Raw genomic sequence first — 23293 nt, 5'->3', positions numbered from 1 at the left:
GCTACTTCAGCGGCCTGAAGTAGTGGGCGAGCGTGAGATCACCGATCCGGGTGCCGATCCGGTTGGCGACGATGTCACTCGTGCGGAAGTGGATCCCGCCCCAGACCCGGGCGTTGATCACGTCCCGGTTGTAGGCGGCCGCGGACGTGTACGTACGGGTGGTGCCGGTCACGGCCGACGAGATACGGAAGTCGATGTGTCCGCCGGTCAGGCGGGACAGGACGCGCATCGCCGCGCCGTCGTTGGTGCAGTGGCCGCTCATGTAGTCCGGGTAGGGAGGCGTGTCGAGCAGCGGCACCCAGGACGGGTCCGGTGCGGTGGCCGGGTTGCCGTCGGTGTCGGCCAGTTGGATCGCGGTGATGGGGCGCCACTGGCCGTAGGTCAGCTTGGTGTTCCACGCGGTGATGGAGGCGTCGGCCGTTGCCGTGCCCACGGCCGCGAACAGGCGGGCCGCGTCCACGAGGCCCAGCCCGTGGCGGGTGGTGTAGCCGCGGAGGGCGGCCTGGAACTGCACCGGCAGTACGTCACCGAAGAACAGCCCGGTCTCGGTCTGCGCGGCGGTCCGCGCCGAGCCGGTCCTCGCTCCCATGGCCTTCACCTCGGCGAAGTCCCTGGCGTACCGCTTCGAAGTGAGCTCGGGCGGTGGTCCCGGCCGTAGTCGATCCGGCGAGTCGAGCAGCATCGGCCGCACCTTCGCGAGCCACGGCACGGCCATCGGGGCGTTGGCTGGCGGGGTGGGCCGCCAGATGCCGGGCGCGGGCGGCTTGTCGAACGTGACCGGGGCACCGCGCCCGTCGTTCTCGCGCAACTGCACGATCCTCGCGGCGGCCCGCTCGCCGAAGGCGACGCCCTGGTTCTCGGCCGTTCCGTCGGGGATCTTGGCGAGGGAGGCGGTGTACGCGGTGTCGAGCCGGGCCTGTGAAGCCGGGAAGTAGGTGAGCAGGATGCGGTGGGCGGCTGTCGCCGCGGCGGCCTCCGGGGAGGCGGACCGGGGCCCGCGCTCGTGCCACTTGTACTCGGTGTAGCGGCCCTCGATGCCGACGACCGCGTTGTAGACGGCGGCCGAGACGAAGCCGTACCAGAGGGACTGCTCCGCTCCGGGACGCTTGGCGTCGCCGTTGACCGTGGCCACGGCGGTCTCGCTCCAGTCGGTGATCACCTCGGCGTTCGCGGCGGGTGCGGGAACCGCGGCGGCGGTCGGGGCCCAGGGCGCGGCGCCCAGGGTCAGGACCGTCAGGCCGACGAGGAAGCCGCGGCGGACGGTGCGGGAGCGTGGTGCTGTCAGTCCATGCTGGTCCTTACTCACGGGTGACCCCCTTGGGCTCTTTTTCGGTGGGCCAAGGGTGGACCCGCCGCCGGGGCGGACCGGGGAATTCCGCGTTTTGGTCAGCCCGCTGAACTCAGGGCAGGGGAGCGGCGTGCCCCGGGTCGAGGAGCGGGGCCAGCAGATCGCCGTGATCCCGCAGGCGGGGGCCCATGTCCGGGGCGAGGAAGGCGAGTTGGCGAGGGGAACGGCACGCCTCGATCTCGTCCCAGGCCACGGGTGCGGAGACGGTCGGCCCGGACCGTGCCCGCAAGGTGTACGGCGTCGCCGTCGTCTTCCGCGCAGCGTTCTGGCTCCAGTCGACGAACACCTTCCCCGGCCGCAGACTCCGCGTCATCCGATGCACGACGAGCCGCGGCATGGCTTTCTCCGCCTCCACGGCCAGTGACTTCGCGTACTCGACGGCCCGCTCCGAAGGCACCGGCTCCACCCCCGCCAGCAGATGCAACCCCTTCGCCCCGGACGTCTTGACGTACGCCGAGATCCCGTCGGCGGCGAGCCGCTCCCGCAGCCACACCGCGACCTCGCAGCACTCGACGACCGTCGCCGGCACCCCCGGATCGAGGTCGAGGACGAGCCGGTCGGCGAGGCCCGGCGCCCCGATCACCCACTGCGGCGTGTGGAACTCGGTGACGAGGTTCGCCGCCCACATCAGGGACGCCAGATCCTGCACCAGCACCATCCGGGCCGGTCCTTCCGACCGGGGCACCTCGGCGGTGGTGACCCAGTCGGGCGTACCCGGTGGCACGTTCTTCGCGAAGAAGACCTGACCGTCCGGCCCGTCCGGATAGCGCAGGAAGGACAGCGGCCGGTCGCGCAGATGGGGCAGCAGGACCTCGGCGGTCGTGGCGTAGTAGTGCAGGACCTCGCCCTTGGTGAAGCCGGTCGCCGGGTACAGCACCTTGTCCAGGTTGCTGAGCGCGAGCCTTCGCCCCTCCACCTCCGTGATCGGCGTCATACGATGAGAATCCCACGAAACGTAATAAACCGGTCTAAAAACAAACCGGTCGACAACTGGAAGGCGGGTGCCGCAGGTGCGATCCATATGGAACGGCGCCATCTCCTTCGGCCTGGTCAGCATCCCGATCAAGCTGGTGAACGCGACCGAGAGCCACTCCGTCTCCTTCCGCCAGATCCACACCGAGGACGGCGGCCGCATCCGCTACCGCAAGGTCTGCGAACTGGAGGACCGAGAGGTCACCCAGTCCGAGATCGGCAAGGCGTACGAGGACGCGGACGGCACGATGATCCCGATCACGGACGAGGACCTGGCCCAGCTGCCGATCCCGACGGCGAAGACGATCGAGATCGTGGCGTTCGTGCCGGCCGACCGGATCGACCCGCTCCAGATGGACGCCGCGTACTACCTCTCCGCGAACGGCGTCCCCGCGGCCAAGCCGTACACCCTGCTGCGCGAGGCGCTGAAGCGGAGCCAGAAGGTGGCCATCGCGAAGTACGCGCTGCGCGGCCGGGAACGCCTGGGCATGCTGCGCGTGGTCGACGACGTGATCGCCATGCACGGCTTGCTCTGGCCGGACGAGATCCGCGCCCCCGAGGGCGTCGCCCCCGACACGACGGTCACCGTCCGCGACAAGGAACTCGACCTCGCGGACGCCCTGATGGACACCCTCGGCGAGGTCGACCTCGCGGACCTCCACGACGACTACCGCGAGGCGGTCGAGGAGATGATCACCGCGAAGGCCTCCGGCGAACAGCCCGCGACCTCCCCGGCCCCGGCCCCCGGCGGCAAGGTCCTCGACCTGATGGCGGCCCTGGAGAAGAGCGTCCGCGAGGCGAAGGAGTCGCGCGGCGAGGAACCGGGTCGTGAGCAGGCGGGTCGTGCGGATGCGGCGGCGAAGGCCGAGGTCAGGCCGATCTCCTCGGGCTCCTCCCGAGCGACCCCCAAGCAGGCCACGGGCAGGAAGTCGACGTCCAAGGCGACGAAGAAGGCGGCCACCACGAAGAAGGCCGCAGCCTCGGCATCGGCGAAGAAGTCGACGCAGAGCACGAAGAAGACGGTGGCGAAGAAGACCCCGGCAAAGAAGGCGACTCCCCGCAAACGAACAGCCTGAGCCGCAGCCCCCTCGCCGACCCTCTCGCGCCCCCTCGTCAGTCCCCGCGCAGCGCTACCCCACCCGCCGCAGCGCCAGCACCGCGTTGTGCCCCCCGAACCCGAACGAGTTGCTCAACGCGAGATCCCCGCCCCCGGGCAACTCCCGCGCCACCCCCGTCACCACATCGAGCCCGATCGCCTCGTCCAACTCCTCCGCGCCCACGGTCGGCGGCACCACCCCGTGATGCAGCGTGAGCACCGTGGCCACGGCCTCGACCCCGCCCGCCGCGCCCTGCAGATGCCCGAGGTGCCCCTTGAGCGCGGTGACGGGAACGTCCCGTCGCCCGAACACGGCCCGCAGCGCGCCGGCTTCGGCGAGATCACCTTCCACTGTCGCCGTGGCATGCGCATTCACATGGACGACGTCCACGACATGCCCGCCCGCGTCCCGCACCGCCCGCCGTACTGCGAGCGCGACCCCGGCACCCGACGGATCCGGCGCCGCCATGTGGTGCGCGTCGGCGGACAGCCCCCACCCGGCGGCCTCGCAGTAGATCCGCGCTCCACGCGCGCGTGCGTGTTCCTCGGCCTCCAGGACGAGCACCCCGGCGCCCTCCCCGTTCACGAATCCGTCCCGGCCCTTCCCGAACGGCTGCGACGGGGACGAACCGTCCGCCAACCCCCGCGTGGACAACGCCCGCATCGCGGCGAACGACGCCATGATCGCCGGCGTGACGACCGCCTCGGCCCCGCCCGCGAGGGCGATGTCGACGCGGCCGTACCGTATGCGGTCGATGGCCGCGCCGATCGCCTCGGTGCCGGAGGCGCAGGCCGCGGTGACCGTGCGGGCCTCGCCGGTGATGTGCAGATCGAGGGAGACCTGGGACGCGGCCTGCGAGGGCACGGTCATGGGGGTGGTGAGCGGTGAGACGGCACGGGGTCCCTTGTCCCGGAGCTTGCGGTCGCCGCCGACGAGCACGGACGCGTCCCCGAGGATCGCGCCGAGGCTGACACCGACCCGTTCGGGATCGAGCCCGCTCTCCCGCGTGCCGCCCGCCACGAACCCGGCGTCACCCCACGCCTCCCGCGCGGCGAGAACGGCGAACTGCGCGGCCCGGTTCATCCGCCGCGCCGCCGCCCTCGGCAGCAGCTCCGCCGGATCGACGGGCACGGTCCCGGCCAGCCGTACGGGCAGCTCCGCGAACTCCTCGCCGTCCAGCTCCCGAATCCCGTGCCGCCCGTCCAACAGCCCCTGCCACAGCTCCCCGACCCCGACCCCGAGCGGCGTCACGGCCCCGAGCCCGGTGACCACGACCCGCCGCGGCCCGTGCGCGGCCACCTCCCGCTCCGGCCGCGGATGATGCCGTACGACGAACTCCGCGCCACCCCAGTGCCGCACCTCGGCATCGGTCGCGACGTCCTCCGTCGCCCCGTCGAGGTCCCGGTGCCACACACCCCAACGCCGTTCGTACGACACCTCGGCCGCCCCCGGATCGACCACCCGCAGCGAGGTCACCCGGTCGCCCTCCCGGAACTCGGCGCCGGCGAGGTCGTCGGAGACGAGTCGCGGCACCGCCCCGGCGTCCAGGCGGCGGCACGCGCTGGTCACCCGGCGGTCCCGGCCGAGCACCTCGTCGTGGTCCGTGCCGCCGAGCGGCGGCCGCAGGGTGACCCGGATCGTCTCGGGCGTCTCGGGGAGCGTGTGGGTCACGACGTACCAGCAGTCGCGTTCGGCGTCGCCCGGGGCCAGGGCGATCAGGTCACCGGGGATGACCTCGGCGGCGGTCACCGGGTGGGGAGCGAAGGGGACTTGCGACGAATCGGATGAATGGGACATATCTCTACACACTTCCTGGGGACGGAACGGGCTTATGCCTTACGGCAAACCATCCAGAGTGAATAGGACGAAAACGAAAAAGGCCACGGTTGAAAGGTGAACCGGTTGTGGTGCGAGAGCCCTCAAGGCCCGCCCGAATGGGGCGAGTTGCCCAAGTTGATCACCAGGGTTATGTGTGGAACATCACGTTCGCGACCGCGATCGCCGTCCCCGCACTCACTTGTTCCCTGGATTTAACGCGAGGCCCTCTGGCAACTCCCTTTCTACGCGCGTAACTTGAGCCGACTCCCCACAGGTACCGGTATCGGCAGCTACACGAAGTACGAGGAGACCGCCAGCGTGTCCAGACCTGAAGGGCGCAGACCCCGCGCCCGCCGCACCGCCCAAGCGATCGTCGCGGTGGGCGCGGCGGGAGCATTCGCCTTCACCGCCCTGCCCGCCGCGTCCGCAACTCCCTCCGCCTCAGCGGTGATTGCCGAGGTGTATGGCGGCGGTGGCAACTCGGGAGCCACCCTGACCCGGGACTTCGTGGAACTCGGCAACGCCGGTTCCGCGGCCTACGACCTGTCGGGCTACAGCGTGCAGTACCTGCCCGGTACGCCGTCCTCCGGCTCCACTTGGCAGGTCACCGCGCTCACCGGTTCGGTCGCCCCCGGCGCCCGCTACCTGGTCGGCGAGGGGACGGGCAGCGGCGGCACGACCGCGCTGCCGACCACCGACGCCAGCGGCTCGATCGCCATGAGCGCCACTTCCGGCACGATCGCCCTGGTCTCCGGCACCACCGCGCTGACCTGCAAGACCGCCGCGGACTGCGCGGCCGACACCCGCATCGTCGACCTCACGGGCTACGGCACCGCGGTCGTCCGCGAGGGCAGCGGCCCGGCCACCGGCGCCTCCAACACGGCCGCCGTCGCGCGCGCCGACTCCCTCGCCGACACCGACGACAACGCGGCCGACTTCACCGCGGGCACTCCGTCGCCGGTCAACTCGGCCGGACAGACGCCCGGTTCGGGCGACGGCGGCGGTGACGGCGGCTCGCCGACCGACCCCGGCACCGTGCGCGTCCACGACATCCAGGGCACGACCCGCCTCTCGCCGTACTCCGGCCAGACGGTCACCCGCGTCCCGGGCATCGTCACCGGCGTCCGCAGCAGCGGCTCCCTCGGCTACTGGATCCAGGACCCGACCCCCGACACCGACCCGCGCACCAGCGAGGCCGTCTTCGTCTACACCGGCTCCACCAAGCCCACGGTGTCGGTCGGCGACTCGATCCTGGTCACCGGCAAGGTCAGCGAGTACTACCCGAGCAGCACCAGCCAGTCGAACACCGAGATCACCGGCCCGACCACCACGGTCCTCTCCAGCGGCAACGCCCTGCCGGACGCCGTGACACTGGACGCGACCTCGATCCCCGACGCCTACATCCCGACCGCGTCCGGCGGCAGCATCGAGTCCCTCGCGCTCCAACCGACCGTCTACTCCCAGGACTTCTTCGAGTCCCTGGAGGGCATGCGGGTCACGTTCGCCGACGCACGCGTGGTCGGCGCGAGCGACGCGTACGGCGAGCTGTGGGTCACGGTCAAGCCGGACGAGAACGCCACGGCGCGCGGCGGCACGCTCTACTCCTCCTACGACCAGCCCAACACGGGCCGCATCGAGGTGATGTCGCTCGACACGACCTCAACTTTCCCCGCGGCCAACGTAGGTGACGAACTCTCAGGTACGACCACGGGCCCCCTCGACTACTCCACATACGGCGGCTACAACGTCCAGGCCACCCAGCTCGGCACCCTCGTCGACAACGGCCTGAAGCAGGAGGTGACCCGCCGTCAGAAGAAGGACGAGCTGGCGGTCGCCACGTACAACGTGGAGAACCTGGACGCGCTCGACACCCAGGAGAAGTTCGACCGGCTCGCCGAGGGCGTCGCGGTCAACCTCAACTCGCCCGACATCGTGGCCCTGGAGGAGATCCAGGACGACAACGGCGCGACGAACGACGGCACGGTGACGGCCGAGGGAACCCTGAAGCGCTTCACGGACGCGGTCCGCGCGGCCGGCGGCCCGGTCTACAAGTGGCGTTACATCTCGCCGACCAACGACCAGGACGGCGGCGAGCCCGGGGGCAACATCCGCCAGGTCTTCCTCTTCAACCCCAAGCGGGTCTCCTTCACCGACCACCCGGGCGGCGACGCGACCACGGCCACGAGCGTGGTGAAGACCCGCCACGGCGTCGAACTCACCTACTCCCCGGGCCGGATCGACCCGACCAACGCGGCCTGGGAGGACAGCCGCAAGCCCCTGGTCGGCGAGTTCACCTTCCAGGGCGAGCAGGTCTTCGTGATCGCCAACCACTTCATCTCCAAGGGCGGCGACCAGCCGATCCACGGCCGCTACCAGCCTCCGGCCCGCAGCTCGGAGACCCAGCGCGCGGCCCAGGCCGCGGAGGTCAACACCTTCGTCAAGACCCTGCTGGCCGCGGACAAGAACGCCAAGGCGGTCGTCCTCGGCGACCTGAACGACTACGAGTTCTCCCAGACGGTGACCACGCTGACGGCCGACAAGGTCCTCAAGCCCCTGATCACCACCCTCCCCGCCGCCGAGCGCTACACCTACGTCTACGACGGCAACTCCCAGACCCTGGACCACATCCTGACCAGCCCCGCGGTGACGTCGTTCAACTACGACGTCGTCCACATCAACGCGGAGTTCGCGGACCAGGCGAGCGACCACGATCCGCAGATCGTCCGGATCGACCTTTCGAAGTGCGGTAGGCACTAACACCGTTGAAGGCCGGGCAGGGCACCCCTTCACGGGGCGTGCCCTCCCGGTCCCGCCCAGGGCAACCCCTAAGAGGCGTGCCCTCTCGACCCCGGCCAGCGCAACCCCCTAAGAGGCGTGCCCTCTCGATCCCGGCCAGGGCAACCGCCTAAGGGGCGCGGGGAACTGCGCGACCAGCCACAGCGGACCCGCACTCGCAAGACAACACAAGCCCCTCAGACGCCAAGGCGCAGGCGCACACCCCGGTCCACCACACTCCGCCCCGTCACCATGACCAGCCCCACCCCCACAGCCAACCCCACCGCAGGCAGCACCGGAAACCGCCCGCCGTAGGCGAACCCATGCCCCGCGAACCAAATCAGCGCACTCACACTCGCCGCCAGCCCGCCCCCCAACGCCCAAGGCCGACGCGGGAGATCGCCGGGCCGCGTCCGCTCGTAGACCATGGAGAGCGCCCGCTCCAACGGCCGCAGCGCCCCTACGACCCCCACCAGCACGACCCCGAGCACGACCAGCCAGGGCACGCGCAGCGCCCACCAACTCCCGGACCCATAGGCCGGTTCGGGAGCGAGCCCGGTGAGATAGAAGGCACCGGCCACGATCAGCACCGGCAGCATGTGCCAGAGGTAGAGCGTCATACTGGCGCCGCCCAACGGCCGTACCAGCCGCCACAGTTGCTCGCGTGCCAGCAGCCGTCGCAGGACGGGCGCGAGGAGCAGCGCGAGGCCGACCTGCCCAACTGCCCACGCCAGCATGGCCGCTGACGGGGGATTGGTGTTGCTGGGATGCTGTCCGGTCACCAGGATCAGACTCACCGGGAAGGGCCCGAGGACGACGAGCCCGGCGAAGGCGACCGCGCCGCCCACGGCCATGCAGGCCGGGAGGACGGACCGTTCCGCGAGGAGTCCGTCCCGCCAGCAGAAGCCCAGTTGATAGGCGACGCCCCACACGAGCACGTAGTTCAGCAGTCCCACGACGGGCGCGTGCACGGCGACCACCAGCAGATCGGCGACGACCGCGACCCCGCCCATCACCACCGGCACCCGAAGCCCCCACCGCCGATGCGCCGCGTGCAGCACCGGAGTTGCCGCACTGAGCAGCAGATACACCGGCAGGAACCAGAACTGCATGGCCATCGCCCACCCGACGAGCGCGAGGATGCCGGGATCCACCCCGACCGCCGAGCAGATCGCCACCGCGACCAGCACCAGCCCGCTGTACACCCCGGCCGGCAGCAGCAGCCGTAGCGCCCGCTGCCCCACCCAACCCGCCGCCGTGCGGCCCTCGTTCCGCGCCCGTGCCCAGGAGCCGCCGGCCGCGTGCCCGCCGGCCAGGAAGAACAGCGGCATGATCTGGAACGCCAGGGTGAGCCACTGGGTCCAGGGCACGGTGGCCAGCAACTCCGGTGCGCTGATTGCCCCGTTGGGCTCCCGCACCAACCCGGTGATCAGCCAGTGCCCGAACACCACCAGCACGATCGCCCACGCCCGCAGAAAGTCGACGTAGCGATCCCGGCCCCCGCTCAAGTCCCCCATGGGACGCCATGGTGCCGTGGGCGTACGGCAGTTGGGGCGGAGGTGCGTCGACCCGCAACCGATCCGTGCCCGTCACGACACCCGCGCTCGCTCAACGCTCGCCCCCGGGGGTCTCTTGACCCGCCCTTGCCTTGACTCGCCCCTGTCAACGCTGCTTCCCTGGGCCCACACGGCGCATTGGTCTGCACCAATATCGATCAGGAATTGAATCGATTCACCCCCCACTTGGAGGAAGCTGTATGCGCACCCGATCGAGATCCAGCTCCCGCACTCGCACTCGCACCTGTTCCGTCCTCTCCGCCGCCCTGCTGACCGGAGCCCTCGCCGCCGCCGGTCTCACCTCGGCGGCACCCGCGTCGGCGGCCTCCGCCCCGAACGCCTGGCCCGCTCATGTCTTCGCGCCCTACTTCGACGCGGGCTCGGGAAACGTTTCCCTCACCGATGTGGCCAACAACTACGGCACCAAGTTCTTCACCGCCGCGTTCGTCGACGGCCCCGGCTGTCAGTGGCAGGTGCCGGGCCAGTCCGCCCTCCAGTCGCAGATCGACGGCATCCGCGGCCTGGGCGGCGACGTCTCCGTGTCCTTCGGCGGCTACACCTCCGACACCGCGCTCACCGAGATCGGCGACTCCTGTTCCAGCCCGGAGGCGGCGGCAGCGCAGATCGAGAGCGTCATCACCACCTTCAACCTCTCGCACGTCGACTTCGACATCGAGTCGGCGTCCCTCACCAACTCGTCCGGCATCGACCGCCGCGACAAGGCCCTTGCCCAGGTGCGCACTTGGGCCGCCAACAACGGCCGCTCGCTGTCGATCTCCGTCACCCTCCCCGCCCTCCCCAGCGGCCTGTCGGGCGACGGCGTGAACGTCCTCAACAACGCCCGCTCCAACGGCTTCACCCCGGACGTCGTCAACCTCATGACCATGGACTACGGCACCTCGGGCACCGACATGGGCAACGCGGCCAACACGGCCGTGGACGCGGCGGCGAGCCAGGTCGCGAACGCGTTCGGCATCTCCACGTCCGCCGCCTACGCCAAGCTCGGCAACACCCCGATGATCGGCCAGAACGACAGCGCCGGCGAGATCTTCACCCTCGACAACGCCCGCAGCGTCGAGGCCTTCGACGCCTCGCGGGGGATCGCCCTGACGTCGTACTGGTCGCAGAACCGCGACAACGGCGGCTGTGCGGGATCGACTTCGGCCCAGAGCACGTGCAGCGGCGTCAGCCAGAACTCCGGTGACTTCGCGCGGATCTTCCAGGCGTTCACCTCCGGGAGCAGCGGCGGCACCGGCTCAACTGTGCAGGCGCTGCCCGGGACTTGGGCCCAGTGCGCGAGCGAGAACGGCACCTGCGCGGTCAGCGGGACGACGGCCGTCGCCTACGGCGCGAGCGGCAGGTTCAACTACGCGACGGAGACCGGCTCCACGCCGTGCACCAACGCGGTCTTCGGCGACCCCATCTCCGGCACCGCCAAGTCCTGCTACGGCCAGACCGCCCCGCCCGCGACCGACGTGTGGACCTCCTGCGCCGCCGAGGGCGGCACCTGCGCCTTCTCCGGCGTGATGACGGTGGCGTACGGCGCCGGAAGTTCGTTCAGCTACGCGACGCTGCCCGGCGGCACCGCGTGCTCCAACGCCGTGTTCGGCGACCCGGCCGCCGGCACCGCCAAGTCCTGCTACCTGATCGGCGCGCCGCCGTCCTTCGCCACCTGGACCAACTGCGCGGCGGAAGACGGGACTTGCACCATCTCCGGCACCCACGAGGTGGCGTACGGCGCGGCCGGACGCTACGTCTACCGGTCCGTGTCCGGGTCCACCGGCTGCAGCAACGCGGTCTTCGGTGACCCCGTGTCCGGTACCGCCAAGTCCTGCTACGTCCAGTAGCGCTCGTCTCCCGAGGAAGGCCGGACGATGTTCAGATCGAAGGTATCGAAGGCAAGGGGAACTACCGGACACTCGCTCCGCACGAGACAACTGGTCTGGCTGGCGGCCCTGACCTCGGTCGTGGCCCTGCTCTACGGCACCACGACCGCCCCACCCGCGATGGCCGCCGCCCCCGGAGCCCCCTCCGGCTGGTCCACCGTCTTCAGTGACGACTTCAACGGGGCGGCGGGATCGGCCCCTTCGTCGGGCAACTGGAAGTTCGACACCGGCCCGGGTTCCGGTTTCGGGACCGGTGAGATCGAGACGATGACCGACTCGACCGCCAACACCCACCTCGACGGCAACGGCAATCTGAACATCACCGCGCTGGGCTCCGGGAGTTCGTGGACCTCGGGCAGGATCCAGACCCCGACCGCGAACGTGGGCGCACCGGCCGGCGGCAAGCTGGAAGTCACCGCGTCCATCCAACAGCCCAGCCCCGCAAGCGGGTTGGGCTACTGGCCCGCGTTCTGGATGCTGGGCCCCGGCCAGTGGCCGGAGAACGGCGAGATCGACATCATGGAGGACGTCAACGCCCTGTCCGACGTGGCCGGCACGATCCACTGCGGCACCTCACCGGGCGGCCCTTGCAACGAGGGCACCGGGATAAGCAGCGGCCTGCGCGCCTGTTCCGGCTGCCAGAGCGGCTTCCACACGTACGCGATGATCCTCGACCGTACGAACACGTCGGCTGAGACGATCACCTTCTACCTGGACGGCAGCGCCTACTACACGGTCACCGAGGCCCAAGTCGGCACCGCCACCTGGCAGGCCGCCTTCGACCACAACCAGTCGATCATCCTCGACCTGGCCATGGGCGGCACCTTCCCCGACGCGGCCTGCGGCTGCACCACCCCGACCGCCTCGACCTCCTCGGGCGGAACCCTGAGCGTCGACTACGTGGCCGCGTACACCACGACCGGCGGCACAGGCTCCACCAGCCAAGCCCTGCCCGGCACTTGGACCCCGTGCGCGGCCGAGAACGCGACCTGCGCGGTCAACGGCACCTCGGCCGTCGCCTTCGGCGCGAACGGCCGCTTCAACTACACCACCGCCACCGGCTCGACCCCGTGCACCACCGGAGTCTTCGGCGACCCGGCCAGTGGGGTGGTGAAATCCTGCTACTCCGAAGCAGCACCCCCCGCGACGAACATCTGGTCCCCGTGCGCTGCCGAGAACAACACCTGCGCCTTCACCGGCGTGATGACGGTCGCGTACGGCGCCGCCGGTTCGTACCGCTACGCCACCCTCCCCGGCGGCACCCCCTGCACCAACACGGTCTTCGGCGACCCGATCTCCGGCACCGCCAAGTCCTGCTACCTCATGGCCCCGCCGCCGACCTTCACGACCTGGACCAACTGCGCGGCGGAGAACGGCACCTGCTCCTTCTCCGGCACCCACGAGGTGGCGTACGGGGCCAACGGCCAGTACTTCTACGGCTCCTTCAGCGGCGGCACCACGTGCACCAACACCGTCTTCGGTGACCCGGCGTCAGGATCGGTGAAGAACTGTTACTACCAGTAACAGTTCGCAGGTGGGAGGTTCACCGTTACTCACTTTCGGGTGACGACCTCGGCGGACCTGGGGTGGCGCACCCTGGCGATCACCGACCTCGGATCAGTGCCCGCAAGAAATCGGGGCGTCAACCTGGTGCATCACGCGCATAAATGGACAGTGCAGGCGAGAGTCACGGAAATGCGACTGACCCGTAACGTGATTCTCGTATCGCTCATATCCCGCTGGCACGGTGGAGAAGGTGTGGGTGTGCGGCCAACAGGCCGCCACCCGCACACCGCACAGCCCGGGGTCCGGCAATTGCCGTATCCAAGGATGTGCCCGCACCATGCAGGGGGAACCCGTGACCTCTTCACCTTCCGTGTCCGTCCGCCGTCTGGCCGCAGCCGCTCTGGCGGCCGGTGCTCTCGTCGGCGCGGCGGCACTGCCGGCGACCGCGGCCGACCACGCGGCCCGGCCGAGCGTGGAGATCAGCCGCGTGCAGTACGACTCTCCGGGACCGGAGGACCGCTCCGCCCGTTCCCTGAACAACGAGTGGATCGAGATCACCAACCAGTCCCGCCACGGCGTCAACCTCGACGGCTGGAAGCTGTCGAACAAGGACGGCAAGACCTACACCTTCCGCCACTACCGCCTCGACGGCCACGCCACCGTGCGTGTCCACACCGGCGTGGGCCGCGACGACAGCCATGACGTCTACCAGGACCGTCGCGACTACGTCTGGGACAACCGTTCCGACACCGCCACCCTGCGCAACGACCACCGACGCCTCGTGGACGACAAGTCCTGGGGTGAGCACCGCGGCGGCGGCCACGGTGGCGGCGGCCACAACGGTGGCGGACACGGTGGCGGCGGCCACGAGGGTGGTGGCGGCCACGAGGGTGGTGGCCACAACGGTGGTGGCGGTCAGGAGGGTGGCGGCCACGGTGGTGGCGGTCACCACTGACCACCCGCACCATGACCACCGAGCAGTGACGTAGCACCCCGCGGCGCGCCACCCCTCCAGGGGCGGCGCGCCGCTTCGGTACGTGTGGGTAACCTCTGTCCAACAGCACGGCACGACGGGGGAGTTCACGCGATGGCGAAGAAGCCGGTACGGGCGGCACTGGGAGATGTCTGGCTCAAGTGCCAGGTCTGCAAAGGAGATCTGTTCCGGGAGCGGGGTGTCCTGCTCAACAGCACCGGCATGGAGTTCATGAGAATGGCCTGGGCCGACGAGAACGCCACCGGCCTGATCTGCTGGCGCTGCGGCTACGTCCACCTCTTCGTCAACAAGGACATCAAGCTCTACCGGGCGGACAAGTAGCGCACCCCAGCGAGGTAGTTGAGCTTCCGAGACATGTCAGTGGCCCGTGGCACGATCGCCGGCATGACATCGATCGACGAACGGCTCCTCCTAAAGACGGCCGCCGAATACGGCGTACCCGGTCCCGTCGCACGGGAGTTGATGGCCGGGACCCGGCCGTGCCTCTACCTGGTGCAGCACAAGGAAGTGCCCGAGTCCCTGCGGGAGAACGCCCGCCCGGCCGCACGAACGGGCGGGCTCCCCGCACTGCCGGACGGGGTGGAGTGGCCCGAGGGGAGGGAGCCGCTCGTGCTGAGCGTCGACTGCGCGGCCCTGCCCCACGACGTCCTGGACATCGAACTCCCCGCCGACGGGCACCTGTTGTTCTTCACCGAGATCTCGTACCCGCCCGAGTCGTCCGCGGTGCTCCATGTCCCCGCCGGAGCACCCACCACGGAGCGCGCCGCGTCGTACGACTTCAGAGGTGAGGCCATGGAGGCGAGGGTCTATGAACCGCGCACCCTCTATCCCGTGCCCGGGCTGACCCTCGACAGCGAATGGCAAGGGGGCCCGCGGACCGGCGAGTTCCTGGACGGCGACGGAGCGGTGGACGTTCTGGAGAGTTTCGAGGAAGCCGTCCGCGACCTGGCCTTCGGTGGACGACGCCCCGGCGCCTGCGTACAGATCGGCGGGCTCTCCGACCCCTGGGACATGGCTCCGGACGAGGGCGATCTCGTACTCTTCGCGCAAATAGCCGGGCAGGCGATCGACTACACGGTGTACACCATGAACCTGATCGTCGGCACCCGGGAGGACATTGCCGCCCGACGGTATGCCGGCCTTCAGTACGAGCAGCAGACCTGATCCGGGTCCTGGGGATCACTCCTGGATCGAGGCCATGCCCAGGGGTGTGTAGCGGTCTCCTGCCGCGGCTCCGACCGGAATCGCGGCGCTCAGTCCGGCGATGACCGCGGGGTCGAGTTCGATGCCGGCGGCGGCGACGTTCTGGTCGAGCCAGGTGCGCCGCTTCGTTCCCGGGACGGCCGTGACGCCGTCCTGGGCGAGCACCCAGGCGAGGGCGAGTTGACCGGTGCTCACGCCGAGGCGGTCCGCCGTCGCGACGATCCGGTCGAGGAGCGAGAGGTTCTGCTCCAGGTGCGCGTCGGCGAAGCGCGGCGAGGTGCGGCGGAAGTCATGGGCCGGCAGGTCGCGCACCGATCGCACGGCCCCGGTGAGGAAGCCGCGGCCGAGCGGCGCGTACGCGACGAAACCGATCCCCAGTTCACGGACCGTGTCGAGCACACCGTTGACCTCGACGTTACGGCTGAACAGCGAGTACTCGGTCTGCACCGCCGACAGAGGGGCCACCGCGTGCGCCGCCCGGATGCTCGCCGGGGACGCCTCGCTGACACCGAGGTACCGCAGCTTTCCCTCCGTCACCAGATCACCGAGGGCGCCGAAGGTCTCCTCGACGGGCACACCGGGGTCGACCCGGTGCAGGTAGTACAGGTCGATGTGGTCGGTGCCCAACCGGCTCAACGAGCCCTCCACGCACGCCCGTAGATAGGCGGGGCGTCCGTTGGGGCCGCCGACGATCTTCCCGGTCCCGTCGAGCGTGACGCCGCCGCCCTTCGTCGCCACGACGAGTTCGTCACGGTGACCTTTCAGCGCCCGGCCGAGCAGTTCCTCACCGGTGAAGGGGCCGTACATGTCCGCGGTGTCGAACATCGTGACGCCCAGTTCGACCGCCCGGTGCACGGTCCTGATCGCCTCGTCCTCGTCAGGGGTGCCGTACATCGCGGTCATGCCCATGGTGCCGAGTCCCTCGACGGAGGCGACCAGGCCGCGTCCGCCGACTGTGTGTGTCTGTAGCGTCATTTCTCCACCAAGTCCAAGTCGTCGTAGGGGTGTTGTCTATGCGGGGCCGGCGGCCGGGCCGTCGTCCCACGCGGTGATCGTGTCGACGTAGGCGGCCGGGTCGTGGCCGTGCAGGGAGTGCGGCATGTCCGGGAACGCGCGGTAGGTGAAGGTGTTGCCGCCGGCCTCGATCAACTGGCGTACCCGACGCACCTGGAGGTCGGTGATCGCGCCGAGCAACTGCCCGGTGTCCGGGTCCACTTGACGGAAGTGATGGGTGAACAGCACCGGTACCTTGACCTGACGCAGCATCACTTCGTGGTCGCAGTTGAGGGTGGCCCGCCCGGAGACGAACGCGTCACCCCACTCGGGGTCGTACTCCCGAAGATCCTGCGGTACGGCGGTCGGCGGGCCTCCCGTGCCGGCCGGTGCCATCTTCTCCAGCGCGGCGAGCATCCAGGCGGGGATCTCGCGGACCGTCGCCGCCCGCATCCCGGCGAAGTCGCCGATGCTCCACTGAGGTCCGAGCCACTTGTGCCACAGCCGGAACATCGGGGCGACCCCCTGCCGGATGGACGGCCCGACCGCGGGGTCGGTCTCTGAGGCGAACAGCGGGGCGTCCTCGTAGACCGCGGCACGGATCTGGCCGGGCGCCGCGAAGGCGGACAGCCAGGCCGCGATCACGCCGCCGGACGACAACCCGCAGACCACGACGGGCCGTTGGACGACCCGGTCGAGGAAGCGGACCAGGTCACCGCCGAAGATGTCCAGGCTGTAGCGCCCCGGCGTCCACGTGGACCGGCCCTGGCCGCGCAGGTCGACCGCGTACACCTGGTAGCGGTCGGCCAGCAGGCGCATCGCGGCCTCGTAGCCCCACCAGGACTCCGTCTGCGCCGGGATGAGCAGCATGGCGGGGAGTTCGGGGTCGCCGGCCACGGCGTAGTTCATCCGGATCTCGCCGAGATCGACGGTCTGTTCCGGGTAGCCGTGCGGTACGTAGATCTCGGCGTGGTCGGCGGCCTCGAGAGGCGCCTTCAGACAACTCATCGGGCGACCGCCCCGACGAGGTCGGCGGTCGCGTCCCACAGCCGGCGGGCCAGGGCCGGATCGAGGCCGGCCCTGCCCGGTCGGCGGAGGGCGGGGGAGCCCCGGAAGCCGCCCAGCCCGTCCGGCCCGATGTAGGAGTTGCCGGGGACGTCCTGGGTCGCGGCATAGAGCAGCGAAAGCGCCCCGCTCTCCGGGGAGTTGGTGAGGAACGTGAACCGGTTGACGACGTTCGACCGGGAGTGGGCCGCGAGCGAGGTGCGGGCGATGCCGGGGCTCGCGAGTACCGAGCGCACCGGGCTGCCGGCGTCGCTCAGCCGGCGCTGCAACTCCAGCGAGAACAGGACCACGGCGAGCTTCGACGCCTGGTAGGCCTGCATCCCGTTGTGCTTGCGCGTCCGCCAGTCGAGGTCGTCCAGGTCGATCCGGCCCTGCTTGTGCAGCTCGCTGGTGACGTGCACGACGCGGTCGGTGATGTGCTCCAGCAGCAGGGTGGTCAGCAGGAAGGGTCCGGTGTAGTTGGTGGCCGTCTGGAGATCGAGGCCGTCGGCGGTGCGCGCGGCGGGGATGTCCATCACACCGGCGTTGTTGATCAGGATGTCGATGTCGCCAGACCACGAGTCGGCGAAGGCGCGCACCGAAGCCAGGTCCGACACGTCGAGCGGCCGGATGTCGAAGGTGCCGGGCAGACCGGAGACGGCGGCGCGGGCCTTGCCGGTGTCGCGCACCCCCAGCACGACACGGGCACCGGCACGGGCGAGTTCGCGTGCGGTGATCAGCCCGAGGCCACGCCCGGCCCCGGTGATCACGACCGTACGGCCGCTCAAGTCGGGAAGGTCGTTCGCTGTCCAACTGGTCATGCGGGTCATGGGAGTTGGCTCCGTGGTGTGAGTGGTGCGCTGCTACGGATTCACCGCGACCGGTGACCGGTGATCGCATCGCCAGTGAACTCGCCGCACCACGGGCGCTGGAAGGACATGCGCAACCACTGACTGGCAGGTCGTGGCTAAGCCGCGCCGGATGACCAACGATGGGGACCATGGACCACACGTTCGACCGCTCGTCCCTCGGCGCCTTCCTCCGCACCCGCCGCACGGCGCTGCAACCGGAGGACGTCGGGCTGCGCCGCGGCCAACGCCGACGCGCTCCGGGCCTGCGCCGCGAGGAGGTCGCGGAGCTGTGCACCATGTCCGCCGACTACTTCGCCCGACTGGAACGCGGCGACGGCCCGCAACCGTCGGAGCAGATGATCGCGGCCATCGCCCGCGGCCTACGGCTGACCCCCGACGAACGCGATCACCTGTTCCTGCTCGCCGGCTACCGAACAGCCCGCCGAGACCTGCGCGTTGAGCACGTCAGCCCCGGCCTGATGCGGGTCATGGACGGCCTGGCCGACACCACCGCACAGGTCATGGGCCCCCTGGGCGAGACACTCCTCCAGACGCCGTCCGCCGTGGCACTGCTCGGCGACCAGACCCAGTACACCGGCAACTCCCGCAGCGCGACGTACCGTTGGTTCACCGATCCGGCCGCCCGCGAGCGCTACGACCCCGAGCAGCACGACGACAGCAGTCGCACCAACGCCGCCCTGCTGCGCGCGGCCGTCGCCCGGGACGGACCCGGCTCCCCGGCGACCGACCTGGCGGACGAACTGCTGCGCACCAGCGCCGAGTTCGCACGCTTGTGGGAGCGCCACGAGGTGGGCCTGCGCTGGAGCGAGACCAAGAGCTTCGTCCACCCCCAGGTCGGACGCCTGGACCTCTACTGCCAACTCCTCCTGGAACCGGACCAGGGCCAGTCCCTCCTCATCTTCACGGCCACTCCGGGCACGGAAAGTCAGCAGAAACTGGCCCTGCTCAAGGTGCTGGGCACGGACGATTTCGCTACCGAGGGCCACTGACTCCGGGGCCGCCCGCGAGGTCCATCGAGCGCTGTTGGTCGCGTGACGTGACGTGACGTGACGTGACGTGGCGTGGCGCGACACCGCCGCCGTCCCGCTCGCGTCCCCCGTATCCGGCGCCGCAGCCACCCAACTCCTGTACAAATCACCAGAGTTACTCTTGCCGCTACCGCAGCATCCAGCGTTCGGCGTTGCGCGCGGCGGCACGGATGTTCCGGCTGGCGCCGCGCGGGAGGCGCCGCAACATCTCGCGGACAGCGTGACGGAGGCGATGGTCGGCGGCGGTGCGCAGCACGAGCCGGCGGGTGGTGCCGATCCGGCCGGGTCCGCCGACGCCGAGCCGGAGTTGGCCGCTGGGACCGGCCCAGGTGGGGGAGACAAGGCGCCCGGGCGAACCGACGGCAACGGTGCCGAGAGCGATACGGCCGCGCCCCGCGGCGGGTGTCAGCCGGGGCCGCCGACCGACGCCCAACAGCTGGGCGCTGGCCCAGACTTGATAGGTGCCGGGGTCCAGGGCCTCGCCGCCGGCGACCGTCAACGGATCGACGACACTCTCACCGACGACGACAACCCGATGGCGACCACCGCCGATCGCTTCCAACGCCGGCGCCAACTCCCCGTCCGGGTACCACCAGTGGTTGCCGGCGGTGTCGTGCACGATGAGTTCCCCGTACGCGTACGAGAAGGGATCGGGCACCTCCCACCCCTCAGCTCCCTCGATGCCGTCGAGAAGTTCGGGATCGAGCAACATCCGCCCGCCACGCTCCACGACGGTCAACGGCTCCCCATCGCCCCGGACCATGCCGACCCGGGACCGGATCACCAACTTGCCGTTCCGCCACCGCATGTCGTCCACCTCGACGTGCGCCCTGATCTGCTCGGTACGCCGGGCGAGTTCGACCAGGGACTCCAGCCGCCCCTGCACGAGCAACTCCGCCCGCAGCCCACTGATCGCCGGAAGCCCTTCCCGCACCCCCGGCGGATAACTGGTCATGGCCATCCGCCGAACGGTGGTGAAGTACTCCTCCAGATCCTTCCCACTGCGCCGCAGCACCCGAGGCTCACTCACCGGCCGCAACAACTCCACCCGGTAGGACCGGCGCAGCAGCCGGTCCTGCAGATCGCCCGGCTGCGTGCCCTCCTTGATCGCCTCCACGACGTTGCCCAGGTGGCCGTAGTAGTCGTCGGCGGTGATCCGGCGACTGCTGTTGTTGCCGCCGTCCTCACGCCGATTCCATTGGTAGCAGGGGTAGTTGCCGAGTATCGACACCGTCTTGGCCCGCACGTAGGTGCGCGCCATGAACAACTGGTCCTCCAGCCTGACCCGCCCCTCCGGGAACCGGATCCCGTGCTCCCGCAGGAACTCCCGCCGGAACATCTTGTGCGGCGTCAGACTCTCGAACAGCGGCGCGTCGGCCGCCGTACACCGCTCGACGGTCCGCTTGAACACATTGCTGGGCCCCTGCATCGTCCCGTGCACCTTCCCCAGCACGATGTCCGACCCGTTCCGCTCCGCCAGCGCGTACAACCGCTCCAACGCCTCGTACGACAACTCGTCGTCCTGGTCCACGAATTGGACGTACTTCCCCCTGGCCCGATCGATCCCCACGTTCCGCGGCTTCCCCGGCCACCCCGAGTTGTCCTGCCGATGGACCCGCACATGCGCATGCATCTCGGCCAGCCGCCCCAGCCGCTCGGCCGAGTCGTCCGTAGACCCGTCGTCGACATACAGAACCTCGTACGCATCCGCCCCCAAACTCTGGTTGACCAGCGACGGAGCACAACGCTCAATGTAGGAACCGGCGTTGAACACAGGCACGACAACGCTTACCTTGATCAAAATATCCCCCCCGGGACAGGTGCTGTTGCCGTACCAGACATCTGTTGTTGGGGAGAAGTTGTACGGCTCTTGGGGCGGGCGTTGCGAAGGGGGCAGGCGGTGCGGGGCCGGACCTACGCGTTGGCATCGAGGCCGGTTCTCCCGCCGTTCCCCGCGGTTCTTCACAGGATCTGGCACGCCTATGGCACGGACCTCACGAGGGAGCAGGCTGGGAACTGCCGTGCGGGAGTGCGCTACCCGGCGTTCGGCGAGCTGCGATGCGTCCGCGCGGTGGGCGTCGCTCTCGGCGAGTAACTGCTTGCGGTAGGCGTACAGGCTGGCCAAGACAGCACCGATCATCGTCAGAACGGTGACAGTGGCCTTGAGGACGTCGTTGACCGGCTTGACCGGTGTCCGGTGAGCGGCGGCGTGGGCGAAGCAGGCGTAGGCCTGGTGGTAGATCGCCTATCCGAGCAGGCCGACGGCTGTCAGTGCCACAGGCGCGACCAACCACACGGGCCAGAGGCTAGGGGTGCAGCGGCCCCGAGGAGCCGATCGACTACGACGGACGGAGATGGCCACCTCAACAGCATGAAGGGCGGAAGCTGTCGAAAGTTGCAAGTCCTGGAAGCTGGACGAAGCGCTCTGACGGCTACCGCGGCTGACGACGGCGAGCGTGCTGATCGACCAGGCACAACGGACAGTCGGCCCGGCCAGAAGGAGAACCACACCTCAGATTCCGCACTGTTGTCCTCGGCGCCGGCCTTCCCTCCGTACGACCTCCGTCGCGCGGGCGTGTCCCCGTGGCTCGACTCCGGTGTGCCCGCCTCGGAGGTGGTGGCCCGTGCCGGTCACTCGGCCGACGTCTTGCTGAGGATCTATGCCAAGTGCGTCGAAGGCCAGGAGCAGGAGATGAACGACCGGATCCTGAGGGGTCCGGGGGAGGAGGGCGACGCGGAAGACTGACTGACACAGCCCACACGCCCCTCACACGAGCCCGGGAGAAATCCGGGGCTCGTCGTGTCGGAGGCGTATCGGACGCTCGCGACGCTATGGGCTCCGCTTCGCGGGAACTGCCGGCAGACCCGCGGCTCCGGTCAAGGTGGCGGGTTCCAGGAGTCCCGCGACTACAGCCTGGATGATGACGTCGTTGGCTATTCGCTCGCTCCCCACCCCGGCGATGTAGAGCCGGAAAGGCACGACCAGCATGAGAGCCCACCAAGGGGAGTAGAGCCAGCTGAGCGTTGCCGCGAGGCCTACGAGGGAGTAGGCGACGTTCTTGCGGAACTCTGCCTCGCCCACGGCTCGGTCGTACTCGTTGAACAAGTCGTAGTTGGCGATCAGGAGTTTGATACGAAGCTGTCTGGTCTCGCCAAGCACGTCGCGTGCTACCAGATTGACCAGACCACGCTCGCCCTGCTCACGACGAGGATCTCTGATCTCATTTGGCTTCGGTACAGGTACTCGCCCTTGCGCTTGCAGGAAGCTGACCAGGTCATCGAACGCGAGCTTCGACACGCGAGGCGTGAGAGCCATCTGAATGTTCCTGAGTCTCGCCGTTTTCCGTGCTTCTTGTACGTTCACCGTGGCGACGCGGACCATCAACATTGCGCCGATGAGGTACGCGGCGAAGGCTGCGGACGCCAGCAATGCGGCGGGGCCCATCAAGCCACCGAGGCGGTACAACGACGCCCACACCCCTTGTGCTTGCTCCCGCGTCGGGACCCGATCCTCCATGATCAGCCAGAGCGTCAAGAGCCAGATGCACCCCGCCGACAATGGTGCCCGGACGTCACGAAGGCCAGGCAATAGGTTCGCCAGCATCTCTCCTCCTTGATCCAACGTGCTGGCCGTATGAGACGGCAGGCCCCTGGCGGAGTCCTGAGCGGCCGAACCTAAGACACATGCGGACAGCGGCGGTTGCGTCAAATGGGCGTGGGGCTGGTGCTCCGCACCCAGGGTCTCGTGCTGCGGGACCTCACATGTGGCCAGCGTGAAGGCTGACGACGAGCCGCGTGGCCACATGCCCGGGATCTTCACTTGAGCGCGGTCAGACGGAGAGACTTGGCCGCCTGCGTAGAGACTGGACAGGAAGACAGCAAACGGCCGTTGACCTGCCGGAAGCTTCGCCAAGATCATTACGTCACCATTACGTGATCACTGACAATCAGCTGCTTCCGGCGGCATCCGCCTGCACAAACGCGAAGACCCCGTCCTCAGCTAACGCGCTGATGGCGGGGTCTTTGGGTAGCAAATCCAAGGTGCCCCTGGCAGGATTCGAATCTGCGTACACGGCCCCAGAGCACAATCAGAGTTCGGCTTGCGAATGAGCTCGCAGGTTCTTTGATCCTCGGAGGATGTGGTGCCCTCCTGTATCGCAGATAGTGCGAAACCGGAATTCGCCTCTGGCTCCTGCGACCA

At 69.4% G+C, this 23293-nt stretch carries 17 protein-coding genes; 8 read left to right on the top strand and 9 right to left on the bottom strand.

Features of this window, described 5'->3' with window-relative positions:
• Window position 1: 1 nt before the first annotated feature.
• Window positions 2–1306, bottom strand: a complete 1305-nt coding sequence (locus tag OO70_RS22325; protein WP_234336906.1) for a vanadium-dependent haloperoxidase — start codon at window positions 1304–1306, stop codon at window positions 2–4.
• 94 nt (window positions 1307–1400) lie between these two features.
• Window positions 1401–2282, bottom strand: coding sequence for a non-homologous end-joining DNA ligase (ligD, locus tag OO70_RS22320; protein WP_043674270.1), 882 nt, complete (start codon window positions 2280–2282; stop codon window positions 1401–1403).
• Window positions 2283–2358: 76 nt separating this feature from the next.
• On the opposite strand from ligD, the gene ku reads away from it, so the two are divergent.
• Complete coding sequence (gene ku / locus OO70_RS22315) at window positions 2359–3396, top strand: non-homologous end joining protein Ku (protein ID WP_456113477.1); 1038 nt, start codon at window positions 2359–2361, stop codon at window positions 3394–3396.
• 54 nt (window positions 3397–3450) lie between these two features.
• Here ku and OO70_RS22310 read toward each other — a convergent pair whose 3' ends face one another.
• On the bottom strand, window positions 3451–5214 hold the full coding sequence (locus tag OO70_RS22310; protein WP_051741500.1) for a beta-ketoacyl-[acyl-carrier-protein] synthase family protein: 1764 nt from the start codon (window positions 5212–5214) through the stop codon (window positions 3451–3453).
• A 399-nt stretch (window positions 5215–5613) separates the two neighbouring features.
• Between OO70_RS22310 and OO70_RS22305 the strand changes: the two genes are divergently transcribed.
• Window positions 5614–7992, top strand: a complete 2379-nt coding sequence (locus OO70_RS22305) for an endonuclease/exonuclease/phosphatase family protein (protein ID WP_078651529.1) — start codon at window positions 5614–5616, stop codon at window positions 7990–7992.
• A 215-nt stretch (window positions 7993–8207) separates the two neighbouring features.
• Here OO70_RS22305 and OO70_RS22300 read toward each other — a convergent pair whose 3' ends face one another.
• A complete protein-coding gene (locus OO70_RS22300) occupies window positions 8208–9527 on the bottom strand; it encodes an acyltransferase family protein (protein ID WP_043674264.1) in 1320 nt (439 codons plus the stop codon).
• Window positions 9528–9766: 239 nt separating this feature from the next.
• Here OO70_RS22300 and OO70_RS22295 point away from each other — a divergent pair, with 239 nt between their 5' ends.
• The 5 genes from OO70_RS22295 (at window position 9767) to OO70_RS22275 (ending at window position 15116) form a co-directional block, all read left to right on the top strand.
• Complete coding sequence (locus OO70_RS22295; RefSeq protein ID WP_043674261.1) at window positions 9767–11413, top strand: chitinase; 1647 nt, start codon at window positions 9767–9769, stop codon at window positions 11411–11413.
• A 27-nt stretch (window positions 11414–11440) separates the two neighbouring features.
• The gene (locus tag OO70_RS22290) at window positions 11441–12976 is read left to right on the top strand and encodes a glycoside hydrolase family 16 protein (protein WP_043674258.1); all 1536 of its coding nucleotides are present in this window, start codon (window positions 11441–11443) and stop codon (window positions 12974–12976) included.
• 334 nt (window positions 12977–13310) lie between these two features.
• On the top strand, window positions 13311–13913 hold the full coding sequence (locus tag OO70_RS22285; RefSeq protein WP_407702819.1) for a lamin tail domain-containing protein: 603 nt from the start codon (window positions 13311–13313) through the stop codon (window positions 13911–13913).
• Window positions 13914–14045: 132 nt separating this feature from the next.
• Window positions 14046–14273 (top strand): hypothetical protein, encoded by a 228-nt coding sequence (locus OO70_RS22280; RefSeq protein ID WP_043674251.1) that lies wholly within the window; start codon window positions 14046–14048, stop codon window positions 14271–14273.
• Window positions 14274–14336: 63 nt separating this feature from the next.
• The gene (locus tag OO70_RS22275) at window positions 14337–15116 is read left to right on the top strand and encodes a DUF1963 domain-containing protein (protein WP_234336905.1); all 780 of its coding nucleotides are present in this window, start codon (window positions 14337–14339) and stop codon (window positions 15114–15116) included.
• Window positions 15117–15131: 15 nt separating this feature from the next.
• Here the strand turns inward: OO70_RS22275 and OO70_RS22270 are convergent, their stop codons facing one another.
• The 3 genes from OO70_RS22270 to OO70_RS22260 are packed head-to-tail and all read right to left on the bottom strand — an operon-like array spanning window position 15132 to window position 18022.
• Window positions 15132–16130: an aldo/keto reductase gene (locus OO70_RS22270; protein ID WP_043674248.1), complete on the bottom strand. Its 999-nt coding sequence runs from the start codon at window positions 16128–16130 to the stop codon at window positions 15132–15134.
• Between the two features lie 36 nt (window positions 16131–16166).
• Window positions 16167–17156 (bottom strand): alpha/beta hydrolase, encoded by a 990-nt coding sequence (locus tag OO70_RS22265; RefSeq protein ID WP_051741499.1) that lies wholly within the window; start codon window positions 17154–17156, stop codon window positions 16167–16169.
• Window positions 17153–18022: an SDR family NAD(P)-dependent oxidoreductase gene (locus OO70_RS22260; protein WP_106971739.1), complete on the bottom strand. Its 870-nt coding sequence runs from the start codon at window positions 18020–18022 to the stop codon at window positions 17153–17155. Before OO70_RS22260 ends, OO70_RS22265 begins: the two co-directional genes overlap by 4 nt.
• Window positions 18023–18192: 170 nt before the next feature.
• Between OO70_RS22260 and OO70_RS22255 the strand changes: the two genes are divergently transcribed.
• Entirely contained in the window at window positions 18193–19053 is an 861-nt protein-coding gene (locus OO70_RS22255) for a helix-turn-helix transcriptional regulator (RefSeq protein ID WP_043674867.1), read from the top strand.
• Between the two features lie 166 nt (window positions 19054–19219).
• Here the strand turns inward: OO70_RS22255 and OO70_RS22250 are convergent, their stop codons facing one another.
• On the bottom strand, window positions 19220–20872 hold the full coding sequence (locus tag OO70_RS22250) for a glycosyltransferase family A protein (protein WP_043674245.1): 1653 nt from the start codon (window positions 20870–20872) through the stop codon (window positions 19220–19222).
• Window positions 20873–21922: 1050 nt separating this feature from the next.
• Entirely contained in the window at window positions 21923–22696 is a 774-nt protein-coding gene (locus OO70_RS22235; RefSeq protein WP_043674239.1) for a hypothetical protein, read from the bottom strand.
• Window positions 22697–23293 lie beyond the last annotated feature (597 nt).

It is taken from the genome of Streptomyces xylophagus (genome assembly GCF_000716435.1).
Lineage (GTDB): Bacteria > Actinomycetota > Actinomycetes > Streptomycetales > Streptomycetaceae > Streptomyces > Streptomyces xylophagus.
Note: the sequence above shows the minus strand (reverse complement) of the source record. Positions and strands in the feature narration are given on the sequence as shown.

Coding starts and splice junctions, on each gene's coding strand:
- ligD (WP_043674270.1), bottom strand. CDS start 2,282: ATGACGCCGATCACGGAGGTGGAGGGGCGAAGGCTCGCGCTCAGCAAC.
- OO70_RS22310 (WP_051741500.1), bottom strand. CDS start 5,214: ATGTCCCATTCATCCGATTCGTCGCAAGTCCCCTTCGCTCCCCACCCG.
- OO70_RS22300 (WP_043674264.1), bottom strand. CDS start 9,527: ATGGGGGACTTGAGCGGGGGCCGGGATCGCTACGTCGACTTTCTGCGG.
- OO70_RS22295 (WP_043674261.1), top strand. CDS start 9,767: ATGCGCACCCGATCGAGATCCAGCTCCCGCACTCGCACTCGCACCTGT.
- OO70_RS22290 (WP_043674258.1), top strand. CDS start 11,441: ATGTTCAGATCGAAGGTATCGAAGGCAAGGGGAACTACCGGACACTCG.
- OO70_RS22280 (WP_043674251.1), top strand. CDS start 14,046: ATGGCGAAGAAGCCGGTACGGGCGGCACTGGGAGATGTCTGGCTCAAG.
- OO70_RS22275 (WP_234336905.1), top strand. CDS start 14,337: ATGACATCGATCGACGAACGGCTCCTCCTAAAGACGGCCGCCGAATAC.
- OO70_RS22270 (WP_043674248.1), bottom strand. CDS start 16,130: ATGACGCTACAGACACACACAGTCGGCGGACGCGGCCTGGTCGCCTCC.
- OO70_RS22265 (WP_051741499.1), bottom strand. CDS start 17,156: ATGAGTTGTCTGAAGGCGCCTCTCGAGGCCGCCGACCACGCCGAGATC.
- OO70_RS22260 (WP_106971739.1), bottom strand. CDS start 18,022: ATGACCCGCATGACCAGTTGGACAGCGAACGACCTTCCCGACTTGAGC.
- OO70_RS22255 (WP_043674867.1), top strand. CDS start 18,193: ATGGACCACACGTTCGACCGCTCGTCCCTCGGCGCCTTCCTCCGCACC.
- OO70_RS22235 (WP_043674239.1), bottom strand. CDS start 22,696: ATGCTGGCGAACCTATTGCCTGGCCTTCGTGACGTCCGGGCACCATTG.